This window comes from Pseudomonas sp. LBUM1645 (assembly GCF_059716185.1).
Genome location: NZ_CP166811.1, coordinates 2,456,577 through 2,478,487, shown reverse-complemented (window position 1 = coordinate 2,478,487; position 21,911 = coordinate 2,456,577). Strand labels below are relative to the sequence as shown.

Genomic DNA, 21,911 nt, shown 5'->3' with positions numbered 1-21,911 from the left:
AAGCCATAGGGGGCATAAATGTCCATAACAAATCCACGTGTGATCGATTTTTGGGCAATTCCCAAGCGAGAGCTACACGACCTGGTGCTCGTTATCACTGATCACCTTGAATGGGGCGACAAGGCCCAAGAGGGCGAGCACCTGCTATTGCTTCAAGAGAAAATCAACACCTACATAGCCTTCATTGAGAGCGGTGAATTGCTGGAAAGCTATCCACCGGCCAAAGGCAAAAATCCGAAGATCCGTCTCAATGGCCTGCTCGAGTTACCCGAGCAAGGCGAGTTCTTCATTGATCGCGTGACCGAGGTACTGAAGGGCGTGGGCATCGGGCTTGAGTTCGTGCTGAAAGACGACGAAGCAATACGCAACATGTGACCGAAGTCGCGGCAAAGACGCTGGGTTGGATGTCGATCGGCTTTTGCCGCAGTTAAACAGATTTTGCGAGAACGTTTAAGGACACTCAGTGTTACGTCATAAGAGGCTACAACGACTTGCGTCGTTGCCTACGGTTAAGCCAGAATCCGCCGGCTTGTGCGCCTTGCCCCTGGCCTCTATTGTTTCCCTACCACTGCCCATCAGTGGTCGGGTTTAGTAGCCCGGATTAAGCGATAACGGTTGCACAAGTATCATCCAGACAGGCATTCGCCTGTTCTTCATGGTGGCTGTGCGCTTGGCGCCCTAGGGCGCGCCGGTTTTTTGTTGCTTATCCGGTCTACTAACTCGCGCACAGCTGCCACCCTCTTGTTTAGTAGCGAGATGGTTGCCGCCTCACTATGAGAGAAAGCAACTATGTTCAAAGTTACACCTAATCCCCCGAATACCAGTCCGCTACCCTACGACACCTTTCGTGATCTTGACCCCAAGAAAATGAAAGAGGCGGCCGACCGCGCACTCAACTTCTACCTCAACCCCGGGGCGTCGAAAACGCAGATACCGCCCCGCAAGCCCAGCACCATTTTCACCATCGACGCAGCGGTGGATGACGAAACGTTGCTCGTCGAGGCCTGCGAATCGTTGGCAGCAGCCAGCGCCATAGTCAACGATCTCACCGACTTAACGGACGGCCCACGACGCCAAACGATGCTGGTGCTGCAACGGGTGATCATGTTGGGGGAGTTAGCGGTCAATCGCGTACTGGATAACCACAAGCCTGGGTAGCAGCCAGGCGCAGTAGTGAGGGGGCTCGCTCCCTCACTGCACTTATGTTCGTGCTTAAAGCGGACGAAGCAATACGCAACAAACCTAAACTCCATTTACCTCGCACCAGCGCCCAAGTTTTCGCGCTCGGCGTCACCTCGTTCCAGTTCGGGCGCAACTCCCTGCACCCCTTCCCCCTCGGCCTCAAGGAAACACTGATTTTCCCGTTCAAGGAACTGGAGAACCTCACCCCCGTGATTGGCGCCCTGCTCGCCGAATTCCAGGATCAGGCCCCTGGCAGAGCCAAGGCGCTCAATCTGCTGCTCGAATACATGCTCGTGGTGTTGGTGCGGCACTCAGTCATCGAGCAAAAGATTTCCAGCGGTCTGCTGTATGCCCTTCAGGACGGGCGCCTGGGTGCGGTGTTCAACCGGATCCACCAGGAACCTGAGGCGCGCTGGACAGTGGAGAAGCTTGCAGGCCTGGCGAACATGTCCAGATCGAAATTCTCGGCCTGCTTCACCCAGATCATGGAGATTTCACCGATGGGCTACGTCACCGCCTGGCGAATGAAAGTGGCCCAGGACATGCTCCGTGACGGGGTGCAGATCAAAGTGATCGCCGCCTCCGTCGGCTACAGCTCGCAAGCGTCTTTCTCCAGAACCTTTCTCAACGTGGTGGGCTGGCCGCCGGCCGAATGGCTGAAACGCGATGCGGGTAGGGATAGGGCGTTGGTGACGGCGTATGTGGAGCAAACCGGTTGATCGCCCAACCCGAACAGGCAACCGGCAGCGGTTGGCTCAGCCTTGTTTCAAATCGAGGCAGTAGGTGTAGTAACCCGTATCGCGCACATAGCCCAAGGATTCGTACAACCGTTGCGCACCGACATTGTCCGTGGCCGTTTCCAGCACCATGCCTTTGGCACCGGTCAACAATGCGAAGGCTCGCGCGGTGTTCATCAGCAACGTGCCGACCCCTTGCCCTCGGGCGGCGGGTGTTGTGAAGAGGTCGCCAAGCAGCCAGGTGCGGTGCGCGTCGATGGAGGAGAACGTCGGGAACAACTGGACGAAACCCAGCGCCTCGCCGCTGGGTGCCTGGGCGAAGAAGATCGCGGATTCGTCCCGGGCAATGCGCTCGGCGATGAAGTCGCGAGACTGCGGCAGGTTCGACGGCTGGCCGTAGAAGCCTCGATAAGCGTCGAAGAGGCTGGCGATTTTATCGAGGTGGGATGCGTCGGCGCGAAGGGCCTGGATGTCCATGGATGTCGTCTCCGTACGGGGCTGTTCTAGGGTTTCTTCGCAGCGAACACTACCGCTTCGATTTCCTGTGCGACCAGGCTTTCTATCCGACTCATATTACGATCACGAATGCCGTGCTCCTTGAGCATGGTCACCGTTCGGAAAAGATATTGAGCCGCCGAACCCCAATGCCCCGCTGCACGAGCCAATACGTGTGCGACCCTTTCCATCGGCAACTTGCCCGCATAGGCCTTTCCGTCACGTGCTGCGACAAAGGCTAATGCACGCAGTATCCCGGATTCGGTCTTGACGGAAATCCAGCGCGGAACATTGGTTGGCGGGTTGGCATCAATCTCCCGGAACATTAACAGCCCCAGTTGTTTGAAGTGGTCTTGCGCTGGAAGTCGGTACGCCAATCCGTTGCAGCTTCCGCCTCGGTCGAGGGCCAACATCAGGGCCGGCAACTCGCGAGTGCCGCGCCAGCGAGTCAGTGTCAGGCAGAACGACCGATGCCAGCCATAGGCAGTGGCGCTACGGCGCTCTTCAAACTCGAACTCCGGATTCCAGATCAGAGAGCCATAGGCAAACACCCAAAGCTCTTGCGGGCGGTATTCACGTAATAGCGCCTCCACCATCGCATCGAATTCAGCCTGGGTGTGTTCGGTCGTGCCCGGCTCGGGTCCGGGGTCGGGCTCAAAGCGCTCAACACTGGCGACAAGCTCTGCCGTCAGGTTTCGCTGTTTGATTTGCGCCGTTTTCGCCTCGTCCATACCGGCCTCGCAACAGGGATAAGCAGCCAGTTGATCGACAGCCTCCTGAGGCTGATCAGCGTGAAAGTTTAGCACCGCGTATTGAATTGTCCCGGCGACTGGACAGCGCTCTCTCACACCCGGTGATGGGTGTGAGAGTTGTTGCGGATTTCAGGCTTTCGAACGCTGTTCAGGCAACACCGCCAACGCCGAGGTCCTGGCCAGCAGGTAGTAGAAGATGCCCGGCACCACCAGACCAACGATCCAGGAAATATCGACACCGCCGAGCTGCGCGACCATCGGCCCGGAGTAGAAGTGGGTATCGACGAAGGGCAGCTGGATCAATACACCGATGACATACACGCTGATCCCGCGCATGTTCCAGCGGCCATAGCGACCCGCCGGGTCGGACAATGCCGGGATGTCATAGCGCTCTTTGTTGATGAAGTAGTAATCCACCAGATTGATCGCGCTCCACGGTGTGAAGAAGGTCAGCAAAAACAGGATGAAGTACTTGAAGGTGTTGAGAAACGAGTACTGCCCCAGCAGCGCGAGCGTGGTGGACGCCGCGACAATCACCAACACAAACACCATCCGCTGGCGGGCGGAAATTTCCAGACGGCTGCGGAAACCACTGATGATGGTGGCCACGCACATGAAGCTGCCGTAAGCGTTGAGCGTGGACACCGTGACCTTGCCGAACACCACGCTCAAGTACAGCAGGGACGCCATCACACCGGTACTGCCCAACCCGACGATGGTCGCCACCTCGTGACCGCGGAAGTTCGCACCGGCCAACGCTGCTGCAAACACCCCCAGCACCATGGACGCCTGGGCGCCCAGCACCGTTCCAAGCCCGACGGCAGCGAACGTCTTCCACGACGAGGTCTTGCTCGGCAGGTAGCGTGAGTAGTCAGCCACATAAGGACCAAAGGCGATCTGCCAGGACGCGGACAACGACACCGCCAGCAGGAAAGTACTCCAGCCGAAGTGACGGTTTTCCAGCAACAGGCCGATATCGTTGAGGGTCATCAACCGGGTAAACAGATAGACGAAGGCGATGATGCCCAGCACGCTGGCGACCCGGCCGACCAGGTGGATGACCCGGTAACCGAAGATCGTCAGAAACGCGATGCACGAGGCGAAAATCAGGATGCCGGCGCTGTCGCTGACATGGATCAATTGGGCAATCGCCTGCCCCGACAACACCGCGCCGGTGGCGCTGAAACCGAGGTACATCAGGCACACCAGGACAATCGGGATGGCCGCCCCATAGACCCCGAACTGCACACGACTGGAGATCATCTGCGGCAGGCCGAGCTTCGGTCCTTGCGCCGCGTGCAGGGCAACCACTGCGCCGCCGAGCACCTGGCCGATCAGCAAGCCGATGAGCGACCAGAACACATCGCCGCCCAGCACCACGGCCAGGGCGCCGGTGACGATCGCGGTGATTTGCAGGTTGGCGCCGAGCCACAGGGTGAACTGGCTGTAGAGGCTGCCATGACGCTCGGCCTCGGGAATGTAATCGATCGAACGTGTCTCGATCAGGGGACTTCGCTGCTGACTATCGCTGACCTTGGTCATTACGCTGTTCTCTTATTAGGGGCAGACGGGCAAAGGTGTTTTTTGTGGCGAGCGAGCTTGCTCGCGCTGGGCTGCGAAGCGGCCCCAAAATACTGACAACAATGCGATTTGCGACTGCTGCGCAGTCGAGCGGGAGCAAGCTCCCTCGCCACAATTGATCGCTCGACCCTGGGTTTCTGTTAAACGCTTAGAACGCCTTGCTGGCACTGGCAACCACAGTGGCGGAGCACAAATCACCATAGCCGTACCAGCTCGTGCATTCGCTTTTCGACAGGTCGGTATCAATGTAGCTAAGGCCCCAGGTCACGCCCACGAAGTCACGGGTCAACTTGGCTTCCCACTCGGTGTAGGCCTCACGGCTTTCGCCGCTGGCGGACCAGAAAGCCGGGTCTTTGACATCGTTGCGACCCACGCGCAGGTCCAGGCCGATCTCGGCCGGCAATTCGATTTTGTAGCTGAGGTAGGTGTAAAGGGTGTCCTGGTCCTCGCCAAAGAAGTTCGGCGTATCTTTTGAGTAGTAAGCGCCGAGCTTCACGCCATAAACGTCAAGCACGGCGTAGACCTCACTCAGGTTGAATTGGCCTTCCTTTGGATAGTCGTACTTGATGTACCCCAGATCGAGGCTGATGGCCTCGGTCGCCTGCCAGTAGTAGCCCGCGTAATACTCGAGTTCCTGTCGCGTCTTGAACTCGCCGCCGAAATCGACATTCGAGGTCCAGGCGCCAACGTACAGGCCGCTGCTGTGCACCAGCGTGGCGCTGGCCTGAGCTGCCGGATCACCCAGGGTTTGCGAAATGCCACGGGTGCGGTAGTCGCTGAAGACTCCCAGGGTCATGTCCAGGCTGAAGTCATCGTTGAGTGGCAGTGCCTGGGTGGTCAGGGGTGCCAATACAAGCGTGGCTAGGGTCAATACTGAGCGTGCGTTCATACAAGTCTCTTATTTTTATGGAGGTGCGGGTAATTTCAGGCATGGCGATGCCGAGCCCCTCGTCATGCGAGGAGCCAGGCGTCTTTTGCGTGGTGCGGGTGAACGGAGGGTCAGGACGCGGGGGCGTACACCTCTTTGCCGGCGAAGAAGGTCTTCAGGACCTTGGTGTCGAACAGTTCGTCATCGCTGACCTTGAAGACATCGCGGTCGAGGATGATCAGGTCGGCCTGTTTGCCGGGTGTCAGCGAACCAATCTGCTGTTCCAGGCGCAGGGCCTTGGCTGCATTGAGCGTGTAGGCGTAGAACATGGTCTGGCGATCGATGCTTTCCTTGGCATTCAACACGCCCAGCGGCCCTTTGCGCGTGCTGGCCTGAGCGATGGCGTTCCATGGATTGGGGCTGGATACCGGCCAGTCACTGCCACCGGCGATGACCGCACCGGCGTTATGCAAGGACTTGGCGGGATACTGATAACCGTAGGCAAACGCGCTGATATAGGGTTTGACGAGCTCGACGGTGTAACTCTCGCCGGTGGCCCACAGCAATTGCATGGAAGCGATCACGCCAAGTTGCTTGAAGCGCGGAAACTCCTTCGGGTTGACCAGTTGCAGGTGGCTGATGCTATGAGCCACCGGTGTCGGGTTGAGTTTGCGCGCGTAGGCAAAACCATTGAGTGATTCACGCACCGCACGGTCGCCGACCGCATGCATGTGCACGATCCAGTCGCGCTTCTCCGCTGCCACGACCAACTCACCGAAGTGCGCGGGGTCGATCAGCAGTTGACCGTTTTTATGGCTGTTCTTGAAGGGAACGATCACCGCGGCGGTCTGCCCCGGAAACTCGAGAACGCCGTCAGCGAATACCTTGATGCCTGGAAAACTCAGGTTGGGCACACCCTCGAATTTCTTCATGACCTTGGCTAGCACTTCGAGGTCGGCCGGTCGGCTTTTCGGGTTGGCCAACAGCAGCGCGGCGACGTGGGCATTGAGCTCACCCTTCTCTGCCAGTTCGCGGTAAAGCGGCAGCACGCCGTAACTCTGCTCGGTTGCCTTGAAATCGAACAGCGAATCGCCACTGCCGGCATTCGCCGCCGCGTCCATCCAGGCGGTGACGCCGTATTGATTATTGACCTTCACCGCCTCGCGGGCGGCTTTCAACATGATCTCATCGCTGGGCGCGGGGATCTGGCTGCGTACCTGGTCCCAGCGAGACTCGGCAAAATAACCATTGGGGGTGAAGTCCGCATCGTGACCCACAAAGCTGCGGTCCTGTTCCGAAAGTCCTTTTACCAGCGCCGCGTCGATCTTCAGGCGCTTGAGCATGGCGTTGTTGGCCCAGCCGGTGTGCCCGTCGATCCCGCTGAGGACCACCGGTTGATCCGCCCAGCGTCCCTGATTGAAGCGCTGGCCCAGCTCACGACTCTTGTCCCAATAGGCCGAACTGACCCCGGCGATGCTGATCACATCACCGGCACGGGCAATACCCGCCTGATCCTGTTCGATAATCCACTGTTCAAGCTCCGGCAACGGTTTGACTTCATCCAGCAGGTTGGCCCCCATGCTGTCGAAGGCCGCCACCACCGGGTGACTGTGGGTATCAATCATTCCCGGCATCAGCACCTTGCCCGCCAGATCGATCCGTTGCGTGCCGGTGTCGGCCAGGGCGTTGATCTCGGCATTACTGCCCACTTTGAGAATCTTGCCATCTTGCACGGCCACTGCCTGGACCAGTCCCTGACCGGGTTCGGCGGTGAAGACCTTGCCGTTGAACAACACAAGGTCAGCGGCGGCCATGGCTTGCACCGAAGAAAAAGCCAGGGCTGCGGCCAACAGGTTTGGAATAAATCGCTGCATCGGAACACTCTCTTGTTTTTATTGAGCAGGGCGGGTGGCTGATGCCTGGGACAACGCCTTCGGATCAAGACCAACGAACGGCGCCTTGGCCCACACGACCTGGCCACCCACGACCGTCAGCAGCACGTTATTGCGGGCCAACTCCTCCTCGGGGACCTGCATGAAGTTCTTGTCCAGTACGATCAAGTCGGCGAACTTGCCGACCTCGACCGAACCGACAACAGCGTCCAGTTTCAGCTGCTCGGCAGCGTTCATGGTGATGGTGCGCAGCACTTCAGTGCGCGACAACGCCGGGTCGGCATTCAGCCTGCCCGCATACTTGGGGCCGTAGCTGTGCGGGTTCAGCGGATCGCCTGAACGGGTGACACCGATCTTCAGCGCGAGGAACTCGTCGAGCGGGTCGACGGGCCAATCGCTGCCATACGCAACGCGGCCGCCGGCACGGGCGATGCTGCCCGATGGCTCCATGCGGGAAAATCGCGCAGCCCCCAGATGCTCGTTGGTGCCGTCAACCGTAGACGGTGCCTGCTGGGCCCACTGGAAGGACATGTTGGCGGTCACGTCGAGCGCCTTGAAGCGCGCATAGTCGGCAGGGTCCACCGACTCGTTGTGAGTAATGGCCGGGCGGAAGCCATTGCCGGGCAGTTGCTGGCGCACGTATTCGATGCCGTTCAGTGAGTCACGCACCGCGCGGTCTCCGGTAGCGTGAAGGTGCGGATCGAGGCCGGCCTGAACGGCCTTCAGCAGCAGCGGGTTGAGCACTTGCGGCGGGAAGTAAAGCTCGCCGGTGTTCTTGCCGGGAGTCCACTTCGGCGCCGTATCGGTACCGGCGTTGCGCAGGTACGGCGTCAACATTGCACCCGTATCCGCTGGCGCGTTGATGATGCCGTCCATGAACAATTTGACGTGGCGCATGCTCACGCCCGGCGCTACTTTTGCTTCGCCCTGGTCGTAGGTATCAGCCAACGCCTTGGCTTCGGCGATGGTCTTCGCCGGGTCTGCCGTGGCAGCCGCAGGGTCGAGTTTGATCGCCAACAAGGCCCGGGCCGTCAGCTCACCCGACTGCTGCAGGGTGGTAAACGCTTTGCCGTTCTCCGGCCCCGACAAGGCATCGAAGAAACTGGTGATGCCTTGCTGGCGCATGGCGTCGAGCGCCGCGCGGGTCTGATTGAGTTTCTCTGCATCAGTGGCGGGCGGCACCACGGCGGCCATGGCCTCGGCGGCTCCGTCTTCACAGATGCCGTTCGGGTTGCCGGCGCTGTCGCGCATGTACTTGCCGTCACCGGGATTGGCCGTTTGCTTGTTGATGCCGGCCACTTGCAGACCGCGCGAGTTAGTCAGCACCGTATGGAAGTCGGTGGATCGGACTTGAATTGGACGGTTGGTCTTGAGCGCGTCCAGTGTCGATTTGTCGGGGTCGCCGTCGAGTCCGGTCATGCCAATGCGGTCCCAGCTGCCCACTTCGAGCCAGACATCGGGGCCCTTGTCCTTGTCGGCATCCAGGCACGCCTGAATGGTTTCCTGGAAAGCCTTGCGGGTCATCGTCTGGTATTTCAGGTCGCACAAGGTCATGGCGCGGCCTCCATCCCCCGGATGCATGTGCGCATCGATGAAGCCCGGCATCACCATGCGGCCGGCCAGATCGATCAGCTGTGTCTGCGTGCCGATGTACGAGGAAACCCCTGCATCACTGCCGACATAAACGATCTTCCCGCCCGTGACGGCGATCGCCTGCTGCACGGAATTATTGCCGTCGACGGTGTAGACATAGCCGTTGCGCATGACCATGTCGGCGCCTGTCGAAGCGTGTGTCTGACACCCCACCAGCGCCACGCAGGAAAATGCCGTTGTCGCGGCAACGGCGATAAATAGCCTGGAAAATTTCAACTGCCTCACCTCTATTTTTATAGTTTTGGAAGTGGCCCGAACGGACGGTCGCAAGCCCCTGATATGCAGGGCATACCCTATAGAGCGCGGCGGTCGGATGGACCTCCACAAATGAGGAGGGGTAAGGCAATTAGTTGAAATACAGGGGGTTATTCGCGGCGCGTTGCCTGCGCAAGCGACGTCGGTGAACGCAGGGCAGAACCCAGTTCCACTTTGCTCTTCACGCCGAGTTGCAAGTAGCAGTTGCGCAGATAGGTGCGCACTGTGGCCGGACTCAGTGCAAGGATTTTGGCAATTTCCTTATAGGAATGGCCGGCGGCGAACAGCATCGCAGCCGTGCGCTCGCGTGGCGCCAGCACTGCCCCGCGCGACTGTGATTCGAGTGACAGGATGACGTGCTCGGCGTTAGGACTCAGCGTCAGCGCACAACGACCGAGGCGAATCACACACGGCGCTTTTTGCAGTTGTGCGATGACATCAACGGGAAGCATTGAACCACTCCAGCCGGGCAACTCGCGTTGAATGGCGGCGCATAGACTTGCGCCGACGTACAGCAGACTGCCGTCCATCCGGGCGACCCCGAAGTCAGTCGCCCCGTTGCCCGTGTCGAAGCGAATCATGTCCTGCACCTGAAAGCGCCACAGCTGCAACAGATGGTCGCAGAACGCCGAAAACAACCCGGCCTCGCTGTCATTGAACGCCGCAGCATCACTGCCACGGTAGAGACAGACGAAGAACATCAAGCCGCTTTCGGGTAACTCGAAGGTGATGCACATCAAGTGGTAGAGGTCGTGCCGCCGTGCGAAATCGTTCACCTCTTCGCAGGGATCGGTGAACCCACTGTCGCGCACAACTTCCCCGGGCTGACTTAAGGTTTCCTGGGAAAATCTGTCGCTGACCGCCACTTTGTGCCATTCGACGGCAAACGACTCAGGCAGATTGATCCGCCCGTGCATCCAGCTTTTGGGAGGCGCATTGACGCCTGACGCAGACATCTCGCCCCACCAGGCTGACGCGAAGGGCACCAGTTGGCTGAATGCCTGCAAACCGTCGGCAATAAATTGGGAGGCGCCGCGATCTCGGGCAAGCCGACCCAGGTGCAACACGCAATGATTGAACGCGGTCAGCGTGGCCATCGACGCCTTGGCGCCGACCTCATCACCCTCCTCCATTGTTTTTATCCTGTTTACTACATGACGTATTTTTTTAGACGATGCCATAGGCGCGGTTATGGCGTCCAGCGAGCGGTGTTGTTGAGGGAGAATTCTGGACTGGCAACTCCCGCAACAAACGGTCCCGGTGAGCTTTAAAGGAACGACGAAATGTTCGCCATCGCTCGCGTCACATAGATCTCCTTCTCTCCCACCGGCGCCACATAATGAATCGCATTACGTGCAGCCTCGACGCCTTCCAGGCGGGCGATGAACCAGGCGGCCAGATACTGCGATGACAGGCACCCGCCGGCGGTTGCGACATTTCCCTTGGCCACGAACGGCTGATTGAGCACCGCCACACCGGCCTCCTCGACCCACGGCTTGGTGGTCAAGTCCGTGCAGGCCGGAACGTCGTCCAGCAGGCCCAGCTTGGCAAGTATGAGCGTGCCAGAGCACTGAGCGCCCAGTAGCTGGCGCGTCGGGTCGAGTTTCAGACGAGACATCAGCGCGGCGTCAGCAACGACGTCCCGGGTCTTTCTCCCGCTACCCACCAGAACAGCGTCCGCGCCGCATGCGTCCTCTAGCGAAGTCTGTGCCTCGATCAGCACACCGTTCATCGACAGCACCTTGTCCGTGGGGCTGGCGATAGATACCCGCCAGCCGGGCCGCTGGACCCGGTTGAGGATGCCGAGCGCGATCAGCGAGTCGAGTTCGTTGAAACCTTCGAAAGTCAGGATGGCGATGTGCATTGGGAGCCTCGTGCCAGTGCAGATGGTGTGTGCCGCCATCGTAAAATCGATAATCAATTCACTCAAATAATCGTCATGGATACATAACAACATGCCTCAGATTATTGAGGCCCGTTTTCTGATAACGTCAGCGTTATGAACTCTCCAGATCCAATCAGCAGTCGGAGAAGACACGCCTCTAGCCTCTTGATACAGGGGAAATGAGATGACCGGAAAAACAGCGCACCAATGCTCGTCATGGATCCTGCCCTCCCTGCTCGCCATCAACCTGGCGCTGGCAGCGGGATGTGCAGGTAAAGCTGCGACAGCTCGCTATTCGGCCTCAAGCATAGGTGACAGCTGCTATGCAAAAGCGCTACCCACTGCCGGCGAGGGCGGCCTGGCTTGGGGCTCCACCTTGAACATGGCCCGCAAAAAATCCCTGGATAATTGCATACGCTATGCCGGCCGATCCGGCGGCACGCCCGATACCTGCAAAGTGGTGTTGGCGGAGTGCAAAAATTAATCCGACAGGTCGTCTTACTGACGTCGATCTGATTCTGGCTTGCTCAATACATATGGATAACCGTATATTCGGATAACCACATGCATTGAAGACGCCCCCATGCTGAACCCTGCCGCCGTATTCAAATGCCTGTCCGACGAAACTCGCACGCGGGCAACCTTGCTGATCACCCGTGAGGGAGAGTTATGCGTTTGCGAACTGGTCTGCGCCCTGAACGACAGTCAGCCCAAAATCTCCCGCCACCTCGCACAGCTCCGGACATGCGGCCTACTTCTCGACCGCCGTCAGGGTCAGTGGGTGTATTACCGGCTCAACCCCGAACTGCCAAAGTGGGTTCGCACCATTCTTGAGACCACGCTGGAAGCCAACGCCGACTGGCTTAAGGAAAACAGCACTCGACTCAAAGCGATGGGCGACCGCCCTATCAACACTGCCGCCTGCTGCTGACCCATCACCCGTCGAGACTGCTCATGATTCTGTTCATCACCTTATCTGCCCTGGCCTTGCGCCTGGGCGTTTAACACCTGCCCGTCTGGAAAGAGGAGTCGCCATGCGCGTTCTGTTCATGTGTACCGCCAATAGCTGTCGCAGCATTTTGTCCGAAGCAATGTTCAATCATCTCGCACCGCAAGGTTTCCAGGCGATCAGCGCCGGCAGCTTCCCCAAAGGGCAGGTTCTGCCGCGCAGCCTGACGACGTTGCAAGAGGCCGGGATTGCGATCGACGGGTTAAGCAGCAAAGGTAACGACGCCTTCGAAGCCAACCCGCCGGACATTGTCATCACCGTCTGCGACAAGGCCGCCGGTGAGGCCTGCCCGGTCTACTTCGGGCCGGCTTTGAAGGCCCATTGGGGATTGGAGGATCCATCAGAGGTGAAGGGTGATGAGGCGGTCGTCGCCGCTGCATTCCACTCGACGCTTGCGCGCATCGAAACACGCTGCCGGGCGTTCCTCGCCCTGCCCTTCGCCCAACTTGATCGCGATGCATTGAAACGCGAACTCGACCGCATCAGCACACTGTAACGGGAGCCCCCATGACCCACTCACTGCCTAATCTCGACGCGTCATTGATTCAGCCCATTGCCAGTGACGACGGCCGACACAAGCCACGAATCCTGTTGCTGTACGGGTCGACCCGCGCACGGTCATTCAGTCGGCTGCTGGTCGAAGAAGCAGCCCGTCTGCTCGAACACTTCGGTGCCGAGACGCGGATCTTCAATCCATCGGGACTACCGCTACCGGATGACGCCCCCAACGATCACCCGAAAGTTCAGGAATTGCTTGAGCTGATGCAATGGTCTGAAGGACAGGTCTGGTGTTCACCCGAGCGCCATGGCTCCATGTCTGCCGTATTCAAGGCCCAGATTGACTGGGTGCCGCTGGCCCTGGGCGCCGTTCGCCCGACCCAAGGAAAAACACTCGCCGTCATGCAGGTCAGCGGCGGTTCCCAATCCTTTAACGTGGTGAATCAGCTTCGCGTGCTGGGACGCTGGATGCGTATGTTCACGATCCCTAATCAATCTTCCGTGCCGAAGGCTTATCTGGAGTTTGACGAAGGCAACCGCATGAAACCGTCCTCGCTGTATGACCGGGTGGTCGACGTCATGGAAGAACTGGTGAAGTTCACGCTGCTGCTGCGCGAGCGCCCGGATCTGGTTGATCGCTACTCCGAACGCAAAGAGTCAGCGGAAGAACTGACTCAGCGTGTGAATCAACGGTCGATTTGAAAGCTGGGATGAAGCCAGTAAAGCGTCCGCGATCCACCCGCACTTGTCCTATCCTTCTATCCAACCAACAACTCCGGTCACCGATATGCCCGCCCCCGAATCCACCCTCCTCAACAGTTGGCACCACAACGCCCAATCCTGGATCGAAGCCGTCCGTACCGGCGCCATCGAAAGCCGCCTCAAGGTCACCGACCAGGCAATCCTGCTGGCGGTGCTGGGCCGCCAGCCCGAGCGCGTGCTCGACCTGGGTTGCGGCGAGGGCTGGTTGTTGCGCGCGCTGGCTGAACGGGGCATCGAGGCGGTCGGTGTGGATGGCGATGCGACGCTGGTCGAGGCGGCGCGGGCGGCGGGCTCTTCGCCGGTGCATCTGGCGAGCTATGAAGCGTTGGTGGAGGCGAAGGTGGACATCGGCCGCGACTACGACCTGATCTGCGCCAACTTCGCCCTGCTGCACCAGGACATCATCCCGCTGCTCGCCGCCATGAACGCCCTGCTCGCCCCTGGCGGCGCGCTGGTGATTCAGACGCTGCATCCGTGGACCGCGGCGGCGGGCGACTATCAGGATGGTTGGCGGGAAGAGACCTTCACTGGGTTCAAGGGACAATGGCAACCCATGCCGTGGTATTTCCGCTCCTTGTCCAGTTGGCTCAATGCGCTGGACATGGCCGGTTTTCAGCTGGCCGCCCTCCAGGAGCCGCAGCACCCACAAAGTCCTGTGCCGCAGTCATTGCTGTTGGTGGCCGAGCAGCGGGGTTCGCTACTCTTCAGTAAGTCCCTTCCCGCACCGACCGCCTGACCTCAGCCTGTATGGCATAAGCCGGCGCCTCCACAGCATTGAAATCCTGTGTATACCGCTGGGCAAATCCTTCTACCCCCCATTCCTGATACTGCTGCACATGCTTCAATTCGTGAGCCCAGAGCGCGATGTCCTGTTCTGCGGTTTGAGCGTCCCGGAAGAGGATGATGTCGATCAGCGTCACGGCACCGACATCGGGGTTTTGCAGCATGACATTGGCGGCGTTGAATTGGCCGTTGTCGCTCACTTTATAGCGCGCGGTATCGAGGACGTTGGGGTCGTACCAGCGCAGCAGTTGTTCCCGGATGTGCGGTGGAATGGGTTGGATGCCGGCGTTGGCTGCTTCAGCGCGGGCTTGGGTCAGCCACAGCGCCAAGGCAGGTGCCGCGATCTGGTAGATGCCATCGGGCACCATGTCTGGCAGGCAGATGCAGCCGTCCAGGCACACTTGTTTCTCGCCAGGTGGGCAGGCGTTGGTCTGGGCTGGCACTTCAAGAGTCAGGCAAAGAACAAACAGCGCCACCAGGCGCGTGGTGATGGGCGACATTGGGCGCTCCAGGGACGGACGCAGCGCGAACAGTGGTTCACCATTGATCGACGATCCGCATGGCTTTAGCGTAGTCCCGAACCAAGCGCCCCAGCGTTAATCCACGACGAACAACTTGGCACCGGTGGTGCTGAAAGATCGATGCCCCTCAGCGTTGCTGCCCACCTGATAGCTCATCCCGGCGGTGAGCGTGAACTGACGACCATCCTCCAGCTCCGTGTGCAACTCGCCTTCCAGGCACAACAGGATATGACCTCTCCAGCACCAGTGATCGGCCAGATATCCGGGACTGTATTCAACCATCCGTACACGCGTTGAACCAAACTGGCAGGTTCGCCAATAGGCGGTACCCGTCTGTCCAAGATGCTGTACAGGTTCGACAGTCGACCAATCGGTCGTACCAAAGGGAACAGCCGTCAGTTCCATCGTTGCCTCATCAATGAAGGAGTGTCTGTGGACCGTACCCATCCAGTACTACTTTCGATAGACACAGATGCTCCGCATTTATGAGATACAGGCGCCCACTCAAGCATGCTAGCCAGAGGCAGTTTTCGGCCAAAAGCAACCAGTGGATGGAGCGATGGAAAATGAGAGCTAAGCTTCCTTCTAATGTCGGGCTTATCACCCCACTGCGGCCTATTTAGAGTTAGCCCTTCACAACAGCCTCGGAGGGGAGCCAATGAAACGCTTCGTAATGCTCATAGCGATCTCGTTGCTTACCACTGCTTGTCAGAGCACAAATGATAACGGCATCACCCGACTTGACAATTGTGTCTGCTATAAATCGTCCGAGGGACAACAATTGCAATCATCACAGATGGCATGGAAAGACCCCGAAACGTTGCAGAAACAATTCTCACATTGCATTTGCCGAGCCTTAATTGACATGAAGAAGGTCAGTGATCCCAGTATATATTTCGTGCCCGGAACCGAAATAAGAACGGAACTGAAATGAAATACGTGTTGTGGTCTAACAGACTTGGCTTTCGACGTATTCAGTGAGTTTTCACACAGCCTCGGTAGTTTGCAGCCGCTCGCGACAGGCAGCAATCGGCCCAGGCAGCGCTACAGGGCTTGCAGGGGTTCAAAGTCGAGTAACCCGTGAAGATGTCTAGTCCTGAAATAGGTTTACACCTGTTTCACCCCAACGCCCGATGCACCGCATCGGGCGTTTTGTATTTTAAGGACAGGTGCGGCCGTTCCTGGTTGTAGATCCTGACCGCCTCTCGCACCATCTGCGTGGCCTGCGCGAAATCCGCAGGTCGGTGGATCAAGAACTCTGTTTTCAAGATGCCGTTGACCCGCTCGGCCAAGGCGTTTTGGTAGCAGTCGTAGCCGTCGGTCATCGAGCAAGTGATGCCATGTTTTACGTGCACTTCTTGATAAAGGGCCGAGCAGTACTGCGCGCCTCGATCCGAGTGATGGACTAGCTTCTGAACGCTTCGACGTCGCTTCAACGCCATTCGAAAGGCTTGCACCACGGAGTTGGTGTGCAGACTTTCGTGCACGTGATAGCCGACTATTTTTCTCGAAAAGGCATCCGTCACCAAACTCAAATAGGCAACGCTATCACGGGTAGGCAGGTACGTAATATCGGCCACCCAGACCTGTTCCGGGCCGGTAGCGACTATTTGTTCCGGGCTTGGTTTCAGCAGATTAGGGTGTCGGCGGAAGCGATGATGGCTGTCGGTCGTCTTGTGATACGCCCGTTTTCGGCGGACCAACTGGCGGCTTTCCCGCAAAACCGCGAACAGACGATCCCGGCCAACATGGAGCGCCTGTTGCTCACGCTGCTCATGCATCATCGAATGCAGCTTCCGAGTGCCGATGCACGGTTGGCGGGCACGGATCTTCTGTACAAACGTTATGAGCTGCTGATCCTGGTCGGCCCGATCCCGGTAGACCCGGTTGCGTTTGTAATAGGCCTGACGGCTTATCCCCATAAATTGGCAAGCCTTGCTGACACTCAGAGTTTGGGTTTGCGCAACGACTTGCCGGGTCGCTTTTTTACAATAGATACGCCGTAGTCATTCTTCAGAACATCGACCACGGCTTCAAAGAATTGGGCTTTCTGATTTGCCAGCGCCAGTTGTTCCTCGAGTTCTTTGATTCGTTGCTCGGGAGTCATTGGCAAGGTTGGCTCGTCCATAGGTCTGATCCTCTGGGAGCGAATGGAGGCGCCTTGGCTCCAGTCCTGGCGACCATGTTTGCGTAACCAAACCAACACCGTCGACCGACCCTGAATCCCATAGCGCCGCTGAGCCTCTTTATAACTCAACTCGCCTTTTTCGACCTGGTCGACAACCGATAATTTAAAAGCCAGCGTGTAATCACGCTGACTTCGCTTCGTGCCCGTGTCCATTGCACCTTCCTGATAAGAAGCCAGAAGGTGTAAACCTTATTCAGGACGGGACAAGAACCAAAAAAAAGCCCCGCACTTCAACCGAAGGCGGGGCTTTTGATCTGGCTGGCGTCACTTCACATCGGTTACATCGCGGTATGGAAAATCTGCTCGATCTCGTCCTGATTGGCAGGACGCGGATTGGTAAAGCCGCAGGCATCCTTCATGGCATTGGTTGCCAGGATCGGGATATCGTCGGCCTTGGCGCCCAGCTCGGCGAGGCCGCTCGGAATACCGACATCCGAAGACAGTTTACGGATGGCGGTGATGGCCGCAGCGGCGCCTTTTTCCGCATCCAGATGCTGGGTGTCGACACCCATTGCGTTGGCGATGTCTTTAAACCGGGCCGGGCATACGCTGGCGTTGAAGCTGGCGACATGGGGCAGCAGGATCGCATTACAGACACCGTGGGGCAGGTCGTAGAACCCACCCAGTTGGTGCGCCATGGCGTGGACATAGCCCAGCGAAGCATTGTTGAAGGCCATGCCGGCAAGAAATTGCGCGTAGGCCATATTTTCCCGGGCGGTCATGTCGTCACCCTGGGCAACGGCAGTGCGCAGGTTGGCCGAGATCAATTCCACGGCCTTGAGTGCACAGGCATCGGTGATCGGCGTTGCCGCAGTCGACACGTAGGCTTCGACAGCGTGGGTCAGCGCGTCCATGCCGGTGGCGGCGGTCAGGCCTTTGGGCATGCCTGCCATCAGCGAAGGATCGTTGACCGACAACAGTGGGGTGACGTTACGGTCGACGATGGCCATTTTCACGTGCCGGACTTCGTCGGTAATGATGCAGAAACGGGTCATTTCACTCGCCGTTCCGGCGGTGGTATTGATCGCGATCAACGGCATCTGTGGCTTGGCGGATTGATCCACGCCTTCGTAATCACTGATGTGCCCGCCGTTTGCGGCGCACAGGGCAATCCCCTTGGCGCAGTCATGGGGTGAACCGCCGCCCAGGGAAATAATGAAATCACAGTCGCTACGGCTAAGCAGTTCGAGGCCTTTCTCGACATTGCTGACCGTCGGATTCGGTTTGGCGCCATCAAACAGGGTGGAGTTGATGTCCTGCTGAGCCAGAAGACTGGCTACCTTGGCGGCCACGCCGGCTTTGGCCAGGCCTGCATCAGTGACAATCAAGGCTTTACGGAAACCATATTTGCGGATTGCGAGCATCGCTTCGTCGAGACTGCCAATGCCCATCATGTTCACGGATGGAATGAAGAAGGTGCTGCTCATGATAAATCCTCTTTTATTCTGGAGACCCGGAAATCAGGTGAGGTCTTCTAGTCATATCGCAGGCTGTGAGGCGGGGCTGACTGTCATCATTGACGAAGTTCAGCGGGAGAGGTGCTGCATCAAGTGTTCAGGCGAACAGTGTTTTAAGATGCAGAGGTGGATGGGCCATCGCAGCCGGTATCTTTTGATCAGGGGATTAACCCTAAACCTATGACGCCAGACTGGAATGGTCCTTTAGCTTTCACTGGCACCTCCTTTAGTACTGGGAGGTAGTGCGCGCCGACAAGTCCGGCGCGAGACCTGTTGAACCTTTATAACCAGACACTCAGAAACTCAACCGCGCACCAGGTAGGCTCCTGACGGAACCCGATATCGCAGCTTCTTGCATTTGCCGGGTTTGGGCTGATGCCCGGGCGGGCGATCAGGAAACCAGATTCGGCATTTACCCGGAGGCGGCCAATGGCCGCGGGGAATCGCAACCTCATCGTACGCGGGCTCTGGCTCGGCGGAAGCCACTGGCAATTCTCCTTCGGGCCGTAGCCTGCCAGCCGTCGGCGAATCCGATACGCTCTCTGCCTTTGCGCCAGCGAAGTTGCCAGCGTTGGGTTGTTCGGCAGCGGCCATTTCTGCTTCGCGGCGCCTTTTGGCCTCCTCTTCGAGCCCCTTCTGTACTGCGACCAGGTCCTCTTTGGCGTTGGGTGAGGTACCCGAAGCCTTGGCCTGCTGCGCCGCCTGGATCAATTGGAAGTTGCGGTTGCGTAACTCGACGTTGCGACCCACCCGCATGTTCGAGCGCGCCGCCAACGTTTCTGCCTGCTGGTACTGCCCCTGCTGAAGACGCAACACACCAAGGTAATGCAGCGTCGCGGGATTGTTCGGCTGGATATGCAGGGCTCGCTCCAGCGTGGCAGCGGCTTGGTCCAACTGGCCATTTTCATACTGCCGCGAGGCGGTTTCGATTAGCGTGGTTGATGCGCTGTTACTTTGCGAGGGCGCGCTTCGTTCGGCAGCAACCGAGCAAAGCGACGCGACGGCGCAGAACGCCAGGATGAGACCCGGCAGAAAACTCTTGGTTGGCATCAGGGGGCGGACTCGGCTGATCTAGGACGGCACTGCCGTAAAACAGGCCACCAGCGCTGCTCGGCATCGCCGATACAGGGCCCCTGTTGACCTGGCCAGTACCCTGAAGTTCCCGCCGCAACGGGCACCGCGGATGGCGTGGAATCCGCAGCCTTCTCATGCTGATTGTCTGCGCCAGGTGCCGGGGGATGTGCCGAACTGGCGTTTGAATGCGCGACTGAATGCAGCTTCGGATTCGTAGCCAACTGCAAAGCCGATTTGCGCCACATTACCGCGACCTTCGCGCAGGTGTTGAGCCGCCACGTGCATACGCCAGAGCGTCAGGTATTGCATCGGTGGCTGTCCGACCAATGCCGTGAATCGCTCCGCGAATACCGAACGCGACATGCCCACTTCAAGCGCCAGGGCTTCTGCCGTCCAGCCCTCGGTTGGACGAGCATGGAGCAGCGCCAGTGCGCGCCCGATATGCGGATCGCGCAAACCCGCCAGCCACCCGCGCCGCTCAGCCGGGAGGTTCGCGACATATTGGCTGACGGCTTCGACGAACAGCAATTCGGATAGCTTGGCGATGACCGTTGTCGAGCCGACGCGCCCCGCCGCGATCTCACTGACAGCGAAACGGAATGAGCTTTCAATCCAGGCTCCAGAAGCCGTCGCGCGCACGTCTAACTTCAATAAGGATGGCAGCGACGAAAGCAACGGACTGAACGGTGTTTCAGAGCCGAGGAATCCGCACAATAACTGTGTCGCCTCGCCGCCCCCGCCGTACTTGATTCGTGAAATGCCGCCGACTTCCGGCGGCTGAATAACTTCGCGCGCCGACATGGGGGCAATGCCTAGATCACTGCCAAATGTATGAACGTCATTGCGAGGAAGCAAAATCAGTTCGCCTGCCCGTACGTCGAGGGGGGCGCCATCGTCGATTCGCAATTGCATGTGCCCCGCCGCGACAAAATGCGACGCAATGATATGTCGAGGCGCCGCCAGGAACGGTTTGCAATCGTCTGCAGAGATTCTTCCGCTGACGCACCAGGGCGCAGTGAATTCCGCCTCAAGGAAGACCCCTCCAGACAGCCGAATCACACGCAATACATCAGATAGCGCATCCAACAATTGCCAGCCCTCCTTTCCGGAGTCCGGAGCATGTAATCAGGCGCACTGGTCATTCACCGCCTGAACTGCAAGGCCCAGATTAGCACCAACGCGGACACAGTGATCGAGACGATCCCCAGACGCTTCACCGATGGTCATTGACTCCCGCGTTAACCGTAATTGGCCCATTCCAACTCGACCATGGAAGCCGGAGATCAATATGAACACCGCCGTTACCCTACCCCGCTCAGATTCGGGCAACGCCGCCCGTTATGCTCAAATCGTCAGATCATCGAAGAAAGCGGAATGGCAGATCGATCGCGATTTGCTACAGGACCGCAGCTTCGACTTCTCGCGCAAATTCTTGCCCGACGGACTATCGCGGATCGACCGCCTGACCTTTCTCGCCGCGGACGAGGCGCGCCTGCTTAGCCAGATTCAGGGCCGAACCTATGCGTATATCTTTGGCCTGGTCGAGCGTTTTATCAGTGCCAAAATGCTCGATCAAGGTCGGGCCCATGTCTTTGACGATCAGCTCGCACTCGAAGCGCTGGTGCGCTTTTCCAACGACGAGATCAAGCATCAGGAGCTGTTCCGGCGCATTGAGACGATGATGGGTACGCAATTGCCAGCGGGATATCGTCAAGTTGCCGATCCAAACGATGTGGCGCGCGCGGTACTGGCGGCCAGCACCTGGTCGGTACTGGCGCTGACCTGTCATATCGAGCTGTTTGTTCAGACGCACTACGTGCAAAGCATCGCCCCGCGCGAGGAGTTGTGCCCACTCTTCAAGGATGTCTTCAAATTTCACTGGAAGGATGAAAGCCGGCACGTTGTACTCGATGAACTGGAGTGGAAGGCGGAGCACGCGAAACTCTCGCCAACCGAGCGCGACCTGGCAGTGAACGATCTGATTGCGCTGGTGGCGGCCGTCGACGCAATCCTGCAGGCACAATCGGCCTCCGATGCCGACTACTTTATTCGCAATGTTTCACGATCATTCAGTGTTGATGAAACAGCGCAAATCAAAGCCTCCGTGCTGAGCGCCTACCGCTGGCAATACATTATCTCGGGCGTGCAGCATCCACACTTCGGCCGGCTGCTTACGGGCATGACAACACCAGCACAGATGTCCAGGATTCAGACCGCACTGGCACCCATCATGGGTAATTAATCGACAAGGGGCGACCGACCGCGCGTCGGTCGCGCGACGGTGGAATGACGTGCTGAAAATGATTGATCGAGGATGGC

The 21,911-nt window shown here is 58.6% G+C and carries 23 protein-coding genes; 9 read left to right on the top strand and 14 right to left on the bottom strand.

Annotated features, from left to right (window positions below; genetic code table 11):
* Positions 1-18 precede the first annotated feature (18 nt).
* The 3 genes from ACA079_RS10985 to ACA079_RS10975 all read left to right on the top strand — a co-directional run bounded on the left by ACA079_RS10985 (position 19) and on the right by ACA079_RS10975 (position 1,901).
* Positions 19-375, top strand: a complete 357-nt coding sequence (locus ACA079_RS10985) for a DUF6572 domain-containing protein (protein ID WP_497703470.1) — start codon at positions 19-21, stop codon at positions 373-375.
* A 414-nt stretch (positions 376-789) separates the two neighbouring features.
* Entirely contained in the window at positions 790-1,158 is a 369-nt protein-coding gene (locus ACA079_RS10980; RefSeq protein WP_497703469.1) for a DUF6124 family protein, read from the top strand.
* Between the two features lie 44 nt (positions 1,159-1,202).
* Positions 1,203-1,901: a helix-turn-helix transcriptional regulator gene (locus ACA079_RS10975; RefSeq protein ID WP_497703468.1), complete on the top strand. Its 699-nt coding sequence runs from the start codon at positions 1,203-1,205 to the stop codon at positions 1,899-1,901.
* Between the two features lie 36 nt (positions 1,902-1,937).
* Here the strand turns inward: ACA079_RS10975 and ACA079_RS10970 are convergent, their stop codons facing one another.
* The 8 genes from ACA079_RS10970 to ACA079_RS10935 form a co-directional block, all read right to left on the bottom strand.
* Positions 1,938-2,396 (bottom strand): GNAT family N-acetyltransferase, encoded by a 459-nt coding sequence (locus ACA079_RS10970; protein ID WP_497703467.1) that lies wholly within the window; start codon positions 2,394-2,396, stop codon positions 1,938-1,940.
* Positions 2,397-2,422: 26 nt separating this feature from the next.
* The gene (locus tag ACA079_RS10965; RefSeq protein ID WP_497703466.1) at positions 2,423-3,145 is read right to left on the bottom strand and encodes a gamma-glutamylcyclotransferase; all 723 of its coding nucleotides are present in this window, start codon (positions 3,143-3,145) and stop codon (positions 2,423-2,425) included.
* A gap of 150 nt (positions 3,146-3,295) precedes the next feature.
* The gene (locus ACA079_RS10960; protein WP_497703465.1) at positions 3,296-4,708 is read right to left on the bottom strand and encodes a purine-cytosine permease family protein; all 1,413 of its coding nucleotides are present in this window, start codon (positions 4,706-4,708) and stop codon (positions 3,296-3,298) included.
* Between the two features lie 187 nt (positions 4,709-4,895).
* Positions 4,896-5,636, bottom strand: coding sequence for a TorF family putative porin (locus ACA079_RS10955; protein WP_497703464.1), 741 nt, complete (start codon positions 5,634-5,636; stop codon positions 4,896-4,898).
* A gap of 110 nt (positions 5,637-5,746) precedes the next feature.
* Positions 5,747-7,489, bottom strand: a complete 1,743-nt coding sequence (locus ACA079_RS10950; RefSeq protein WP_497703463.1) for an amidohydrolase — start codon at positions 7,487-7,489, stop codon at positions 5,747-5,749.
* A gap of 18 nt (positions 7,490-7,507) precedes the next feature.
* Positions 7,508-9,376, bottom strand: coding sequence for an amidohydrolase (locus tag ACA079_RS10945; RefSeq protein ID WP_497703462.1), 1,869 nt, complete (start codon positions 9,374-9,376; stop codon positions 7,508-7,510).
* A gap of 149 nt (positions 9,377-9,525) precedes the next feature.
* The gene (locus tag ACA079_RS10940; RefSeq protein WP_497703461.1) at positions 9,526-10,548 is read right to left on the bottom strand and encodes a helix-turn-helix transcriptional regulator; all 1,023 of its coding nucleotides are present in this window, start codon (positions 10,546-10,548) and stop codon (positions 9,526-9,528) included.
* Between the two features lie 134 nt (positions 10,549-10,682).
* The gene (locus tag ACA079_RS10935; RefSeq protein ID WP_497703460.1) at positions 10,683-11,279 is read right to left on the bottom strand and encodes a DJ-1/PfpI family protein; all 597 of its coding nucleotides are present in this window, start codon (positions 11,277-11,279) and stop codon (positions 10,683-10,685) included.
* A 205-nt stretch (positions 11,280-11,484) separates the two neighbouring features.
* Between ACA079_RS10935 and ACA079_RS10930 the strand changes: the two genes are divergently transcribed.
* From ACA079_RS10930 to ACA079_RS10910, 5 genes are all read left to right on the top strand, one after another.
* Positions 11,485-11,784 carry a hypothetical protein gene (locus tag ACA079_RS10930; protein ID WP_497703459.1) on the top strand — a complete coding sequence of 100 codons (300 nt, stop codon included), beginning with the start codon at positions 11,485-11,487 and terminating at the stop codon, positions 11,782-11,784.
* 99 nt (positions 11,785-11,883) lie between these two features.
* On the top strand, positions 11,884-12,231 hold the full coding sequence (locus ACA079_RS10925) for a metalloregulator ArsR/SmtB family transcription factor (RefSeq protein ID WP_497703458.1): 348 nt from the start codon (positions 11,884-11,886) through the stop codon (positions 12,229-12,231).
* A 103-nt stretch (positions 12,232-12,334) separates the two neighbouring features.
* Positions 12,335-12,805, top strand: coding sequence for an arsenate reductase ArsC (locus ACA079_RS10920; RefSeq protein WP_497703457.1), 471 nt, complete (start codon positions 12,335-12,337; stop codon positions 12,803-12,805).
* A gap of 11 nt (positions 12,806-12,816) precedes the next feature.
* A complete protein-coding gene (gene arsH / locus ACA079_RS10915) occupies positions 12,817-13,509 on the top strand; it encodes an arsenical resistance protein ArsH (RefSeq protein ID WP_497703456.1) in 693 nt (230 codons plus the stop codon).
* Between the two features lie 85 nt (positions 13,510-13,594).
* Complete coding sequence (locus tag ACA079_RS10910; protein WP_497703455.1) at positions 13,595-14,305, top strand: class I SAM-dependent methyltransferase; 711 nt, start codon at positions 13,595-13,597, stop codon at positions 14,303-14,305.
* Here ACA079_RS10910 and ACA079_RS10905 read toward each other — a convergent pair.
* The 6 genes from ACA079_RS10905 to ACA079_RS10880 all read right to left on the bottom strand — a co-directional run bounded on the left by ACA079_RS10905 (position 14,274) and on the right by ACA079_RS10880 (position 20,681).
* Complete coding sequence (locus ACA079_RS10905; protein ID WP_497703454.1) at positions 14,274-14,852, bottom strand: eCIS core domain-containing protein; 579 nt, start codon at positions 14,850-14,852, stop codon at positions 14,274-14,276. The genes ACA079_RS10910 and ACA079_RS10905 overlap by 32 nt on opposite strands.
* A 96-nt stretch (positions 14,853-14,948) precedes the next feature.
* Positions 14,949-15,278 carry a DHCW motif cupin fold protein gene (locus ACA079_RS10900; RefSeq protein ID WP_497703453.1) on the bottom strand — a complete coding sequence of 110 codons (330 nt, stop codon included), beginning with the start codon at positions 15,276-15,278 and terminating at the stop codon, positions 14,949-14,951.
* 713 nt (positions 15,279-15,991) lie between these two features.
* Positions 15,992-17,214, bottom strand: a protein-coding gene (locus ACA079_RS10895; protein WP_497701120.1) for an IS3 family transposase whose coding sequence is annotated in 2 segments (ribosomal slippage) — positions 15,992-16,863 and positions 16,863-17,214 — 1,224 coding nt in all. Because the reading frame shifts where the segments join, the coding sequence is not laid out codon by codon here.
* Between the two features lie 125 nt (positions 17,215-17,339).
* Positions 17,340-18,488, bottom strand: coding sequence for an L-threonine dehydrogenase (gene yiaY / locus ACA079_RS10890; protein ID WP_497703452.1), 1,149 nt, complete (start codon positions 18,486-18,488; stop codon positions 17,340-17,342).
* 333 nt (positions 18,489-18,821) lie between these two features.
* A complete protein-coding gene (locus tag ACA079_RS10885; protein WP_497703451.1) occupies positions 18,822-19,568 on the bottom strand; it encodes a tetratricopeptide repeat protein in 747 nt (248 codons plus the stop codon).
* A gap of 156 nt (positions 19,569-19,724) precedes the next feature.
* Positions 19,725-20,681, bottom strand: coding sequence for an AraC family transcriptional regulator (locus ACA079_RS10880; protein ID WP_497703450.1), 957 nt, complete (start codon positions 20,679-20,681; stop codon positions 19,725-19,727).
* Between the two features lie 199 nt (positions 20,682-20,880).
* Here ACA079_RS10880 and ACA079_RS10875 point away from each other — a divergent pair, with 199 nt between their 5' ends.
* Complete coding sequence (locus ACA079_RS10875; RefSeq protein ID WP_497703449.1) at positions 20,881-21,834, top strand: diiron oxygenase; 954 nt, start codon at positions 20,881-20,883, stop codon at positions 21,832-21,834.
* The last annotated feature ends 77 nt before the right edge of the window (positions 21,835-21,911 follow it).

Coding starts and splice junctions, on each gene's coding strand:
- ACA079_RS10925 (WP_497703458.1), top strand. CDS start 11,884: ATGCTGAACCCTGCCGCCGTATTCAAATGCCTGTCCGACGAAACTCGC.
- ACA079_RS10970 (WP_497703467.1), bottom strand. CDS start 2,396: ATGGACATCCAGGCCCTTCGCGCCGACGCATCCCACCTCGATAAAATC.
- ACA079_RS10905 (WP_497703454.1), bottom strand. CDS start 14,852: ATGTCGCCCATCACCACGCGCCTGGTGGCGCTGTTTGTTCTTTGCCTG.
- ACA079_RS10935 (WP_497703460.1), bottom strand. CDS start 11,279: ATGCACATCGCCATCCTGACTTTCGAAGGTTTCAACGAACTCGACTCG.
- ACA079_RS10985 (WP_497703470.1), top strand. CDS start 19: ATGTCCATAACAAATCCACGTGTGATCGATTTTTGGGCAATTCCCAAG.
- ACA079_RS10875 (WP_497703449.1), top strand. CDS start 20,881: ATGAACACCGCCGTTACCCTACCCCGCTCAGATTCGGGCAACGCCGCC.
- ACA079_RS10980 (WP_497703469.1), top strand. CDS start 790: ATGTTCAAAGTTACACCTAATCCCCCGAATACCAGTCCGCTACCCTAC.
- ACA079_RS10960 (WP_497703465.1), bottom strand. CDS start 4,708: ATGACCAAGGTCAGCGATAGTCAGCAGCGAAGTCCCCTGATCGAGACA.
- arsH (WP_497703456.1), top strand. CDS start 12,817: ATGACCCACTCACTGCCTAATCTCGACGCGTCATTGATTCAGCCCATT.
- ACA079_RS10900 (WP_497703453.1), bottom strand. CDS start 15,278: ATGGAACTGACGGCTGTTCCCTTTGGTACGACCGATTGGTCGACTGTC.
- ACA079_RS10950 (WP_497703463.1), bottom strand. CDS start 7,489: ATGCAGCGATTTATTCCAAACCTGTTGGCCGCAGCCCTGGCTTTTTCT.
- ACA079_RS10975 (WP_497703468.1), top strand. CDS start 1,203: ATGTTCGTGCTTAAAGCGGACGAAGCAATACGCAACAAACCTAAACTC.
- ACA079_RS10910 (WP_497703455.1), top strand. CDS start 13,595: ATGCCCGCCCCCGAATCCACCCTCCTCAACAGTTGGCACCACAACGCC.
- yiaY (WP_497703452.1), bottom strand. CDS start 18,488: ATGAGCAGCACCTTCTTCATTCCATCCGTGAACATGATGGGCATTGGC.
- ACA079_RS10940 (WP_497703461.1), bottom strand. CDS start 10,548: ATGGAGGAGGGTGATGAGGTCGGCGCCAAGGCGTCGATGGCCACGCTG.
- ACA079_RS10930 (WP_497703459.1), top strand. CDS start 11,485: ATGACCGGAAAAACAGCGCACCAATGCTCGTCATGGATCCTGCCCTCC.
- ACA079_RS10955 (WP_497703464.1), bottom strand. CDS start 5,636: ATGAACGCACGCTCAGTATTGACCCTAGCCACGCTTGTATTGGCACCC.
- ACA079_RS10885 (WP_497703451.1), bottom strand. CDS start 19,568: ATGCCAACCAAGAGTTTTCTGCCGGGTCTCATCCTGGCGTTCTGCGCC.
- ACA079_RS10965 (WP_497703466.1), bottom strand. CDS start 3,145: ATGGACGAGGCGAAAACGGCGCAAATCAAACAGCGAAACCTGACGGCA.
- ACA079_RS10920 (WP_497703457.1), top strand. CDS start 12,335: ATGCGCGTTCTGTTCATGTGTACCGCCAATAGCTGTCGCAGCATTTTG.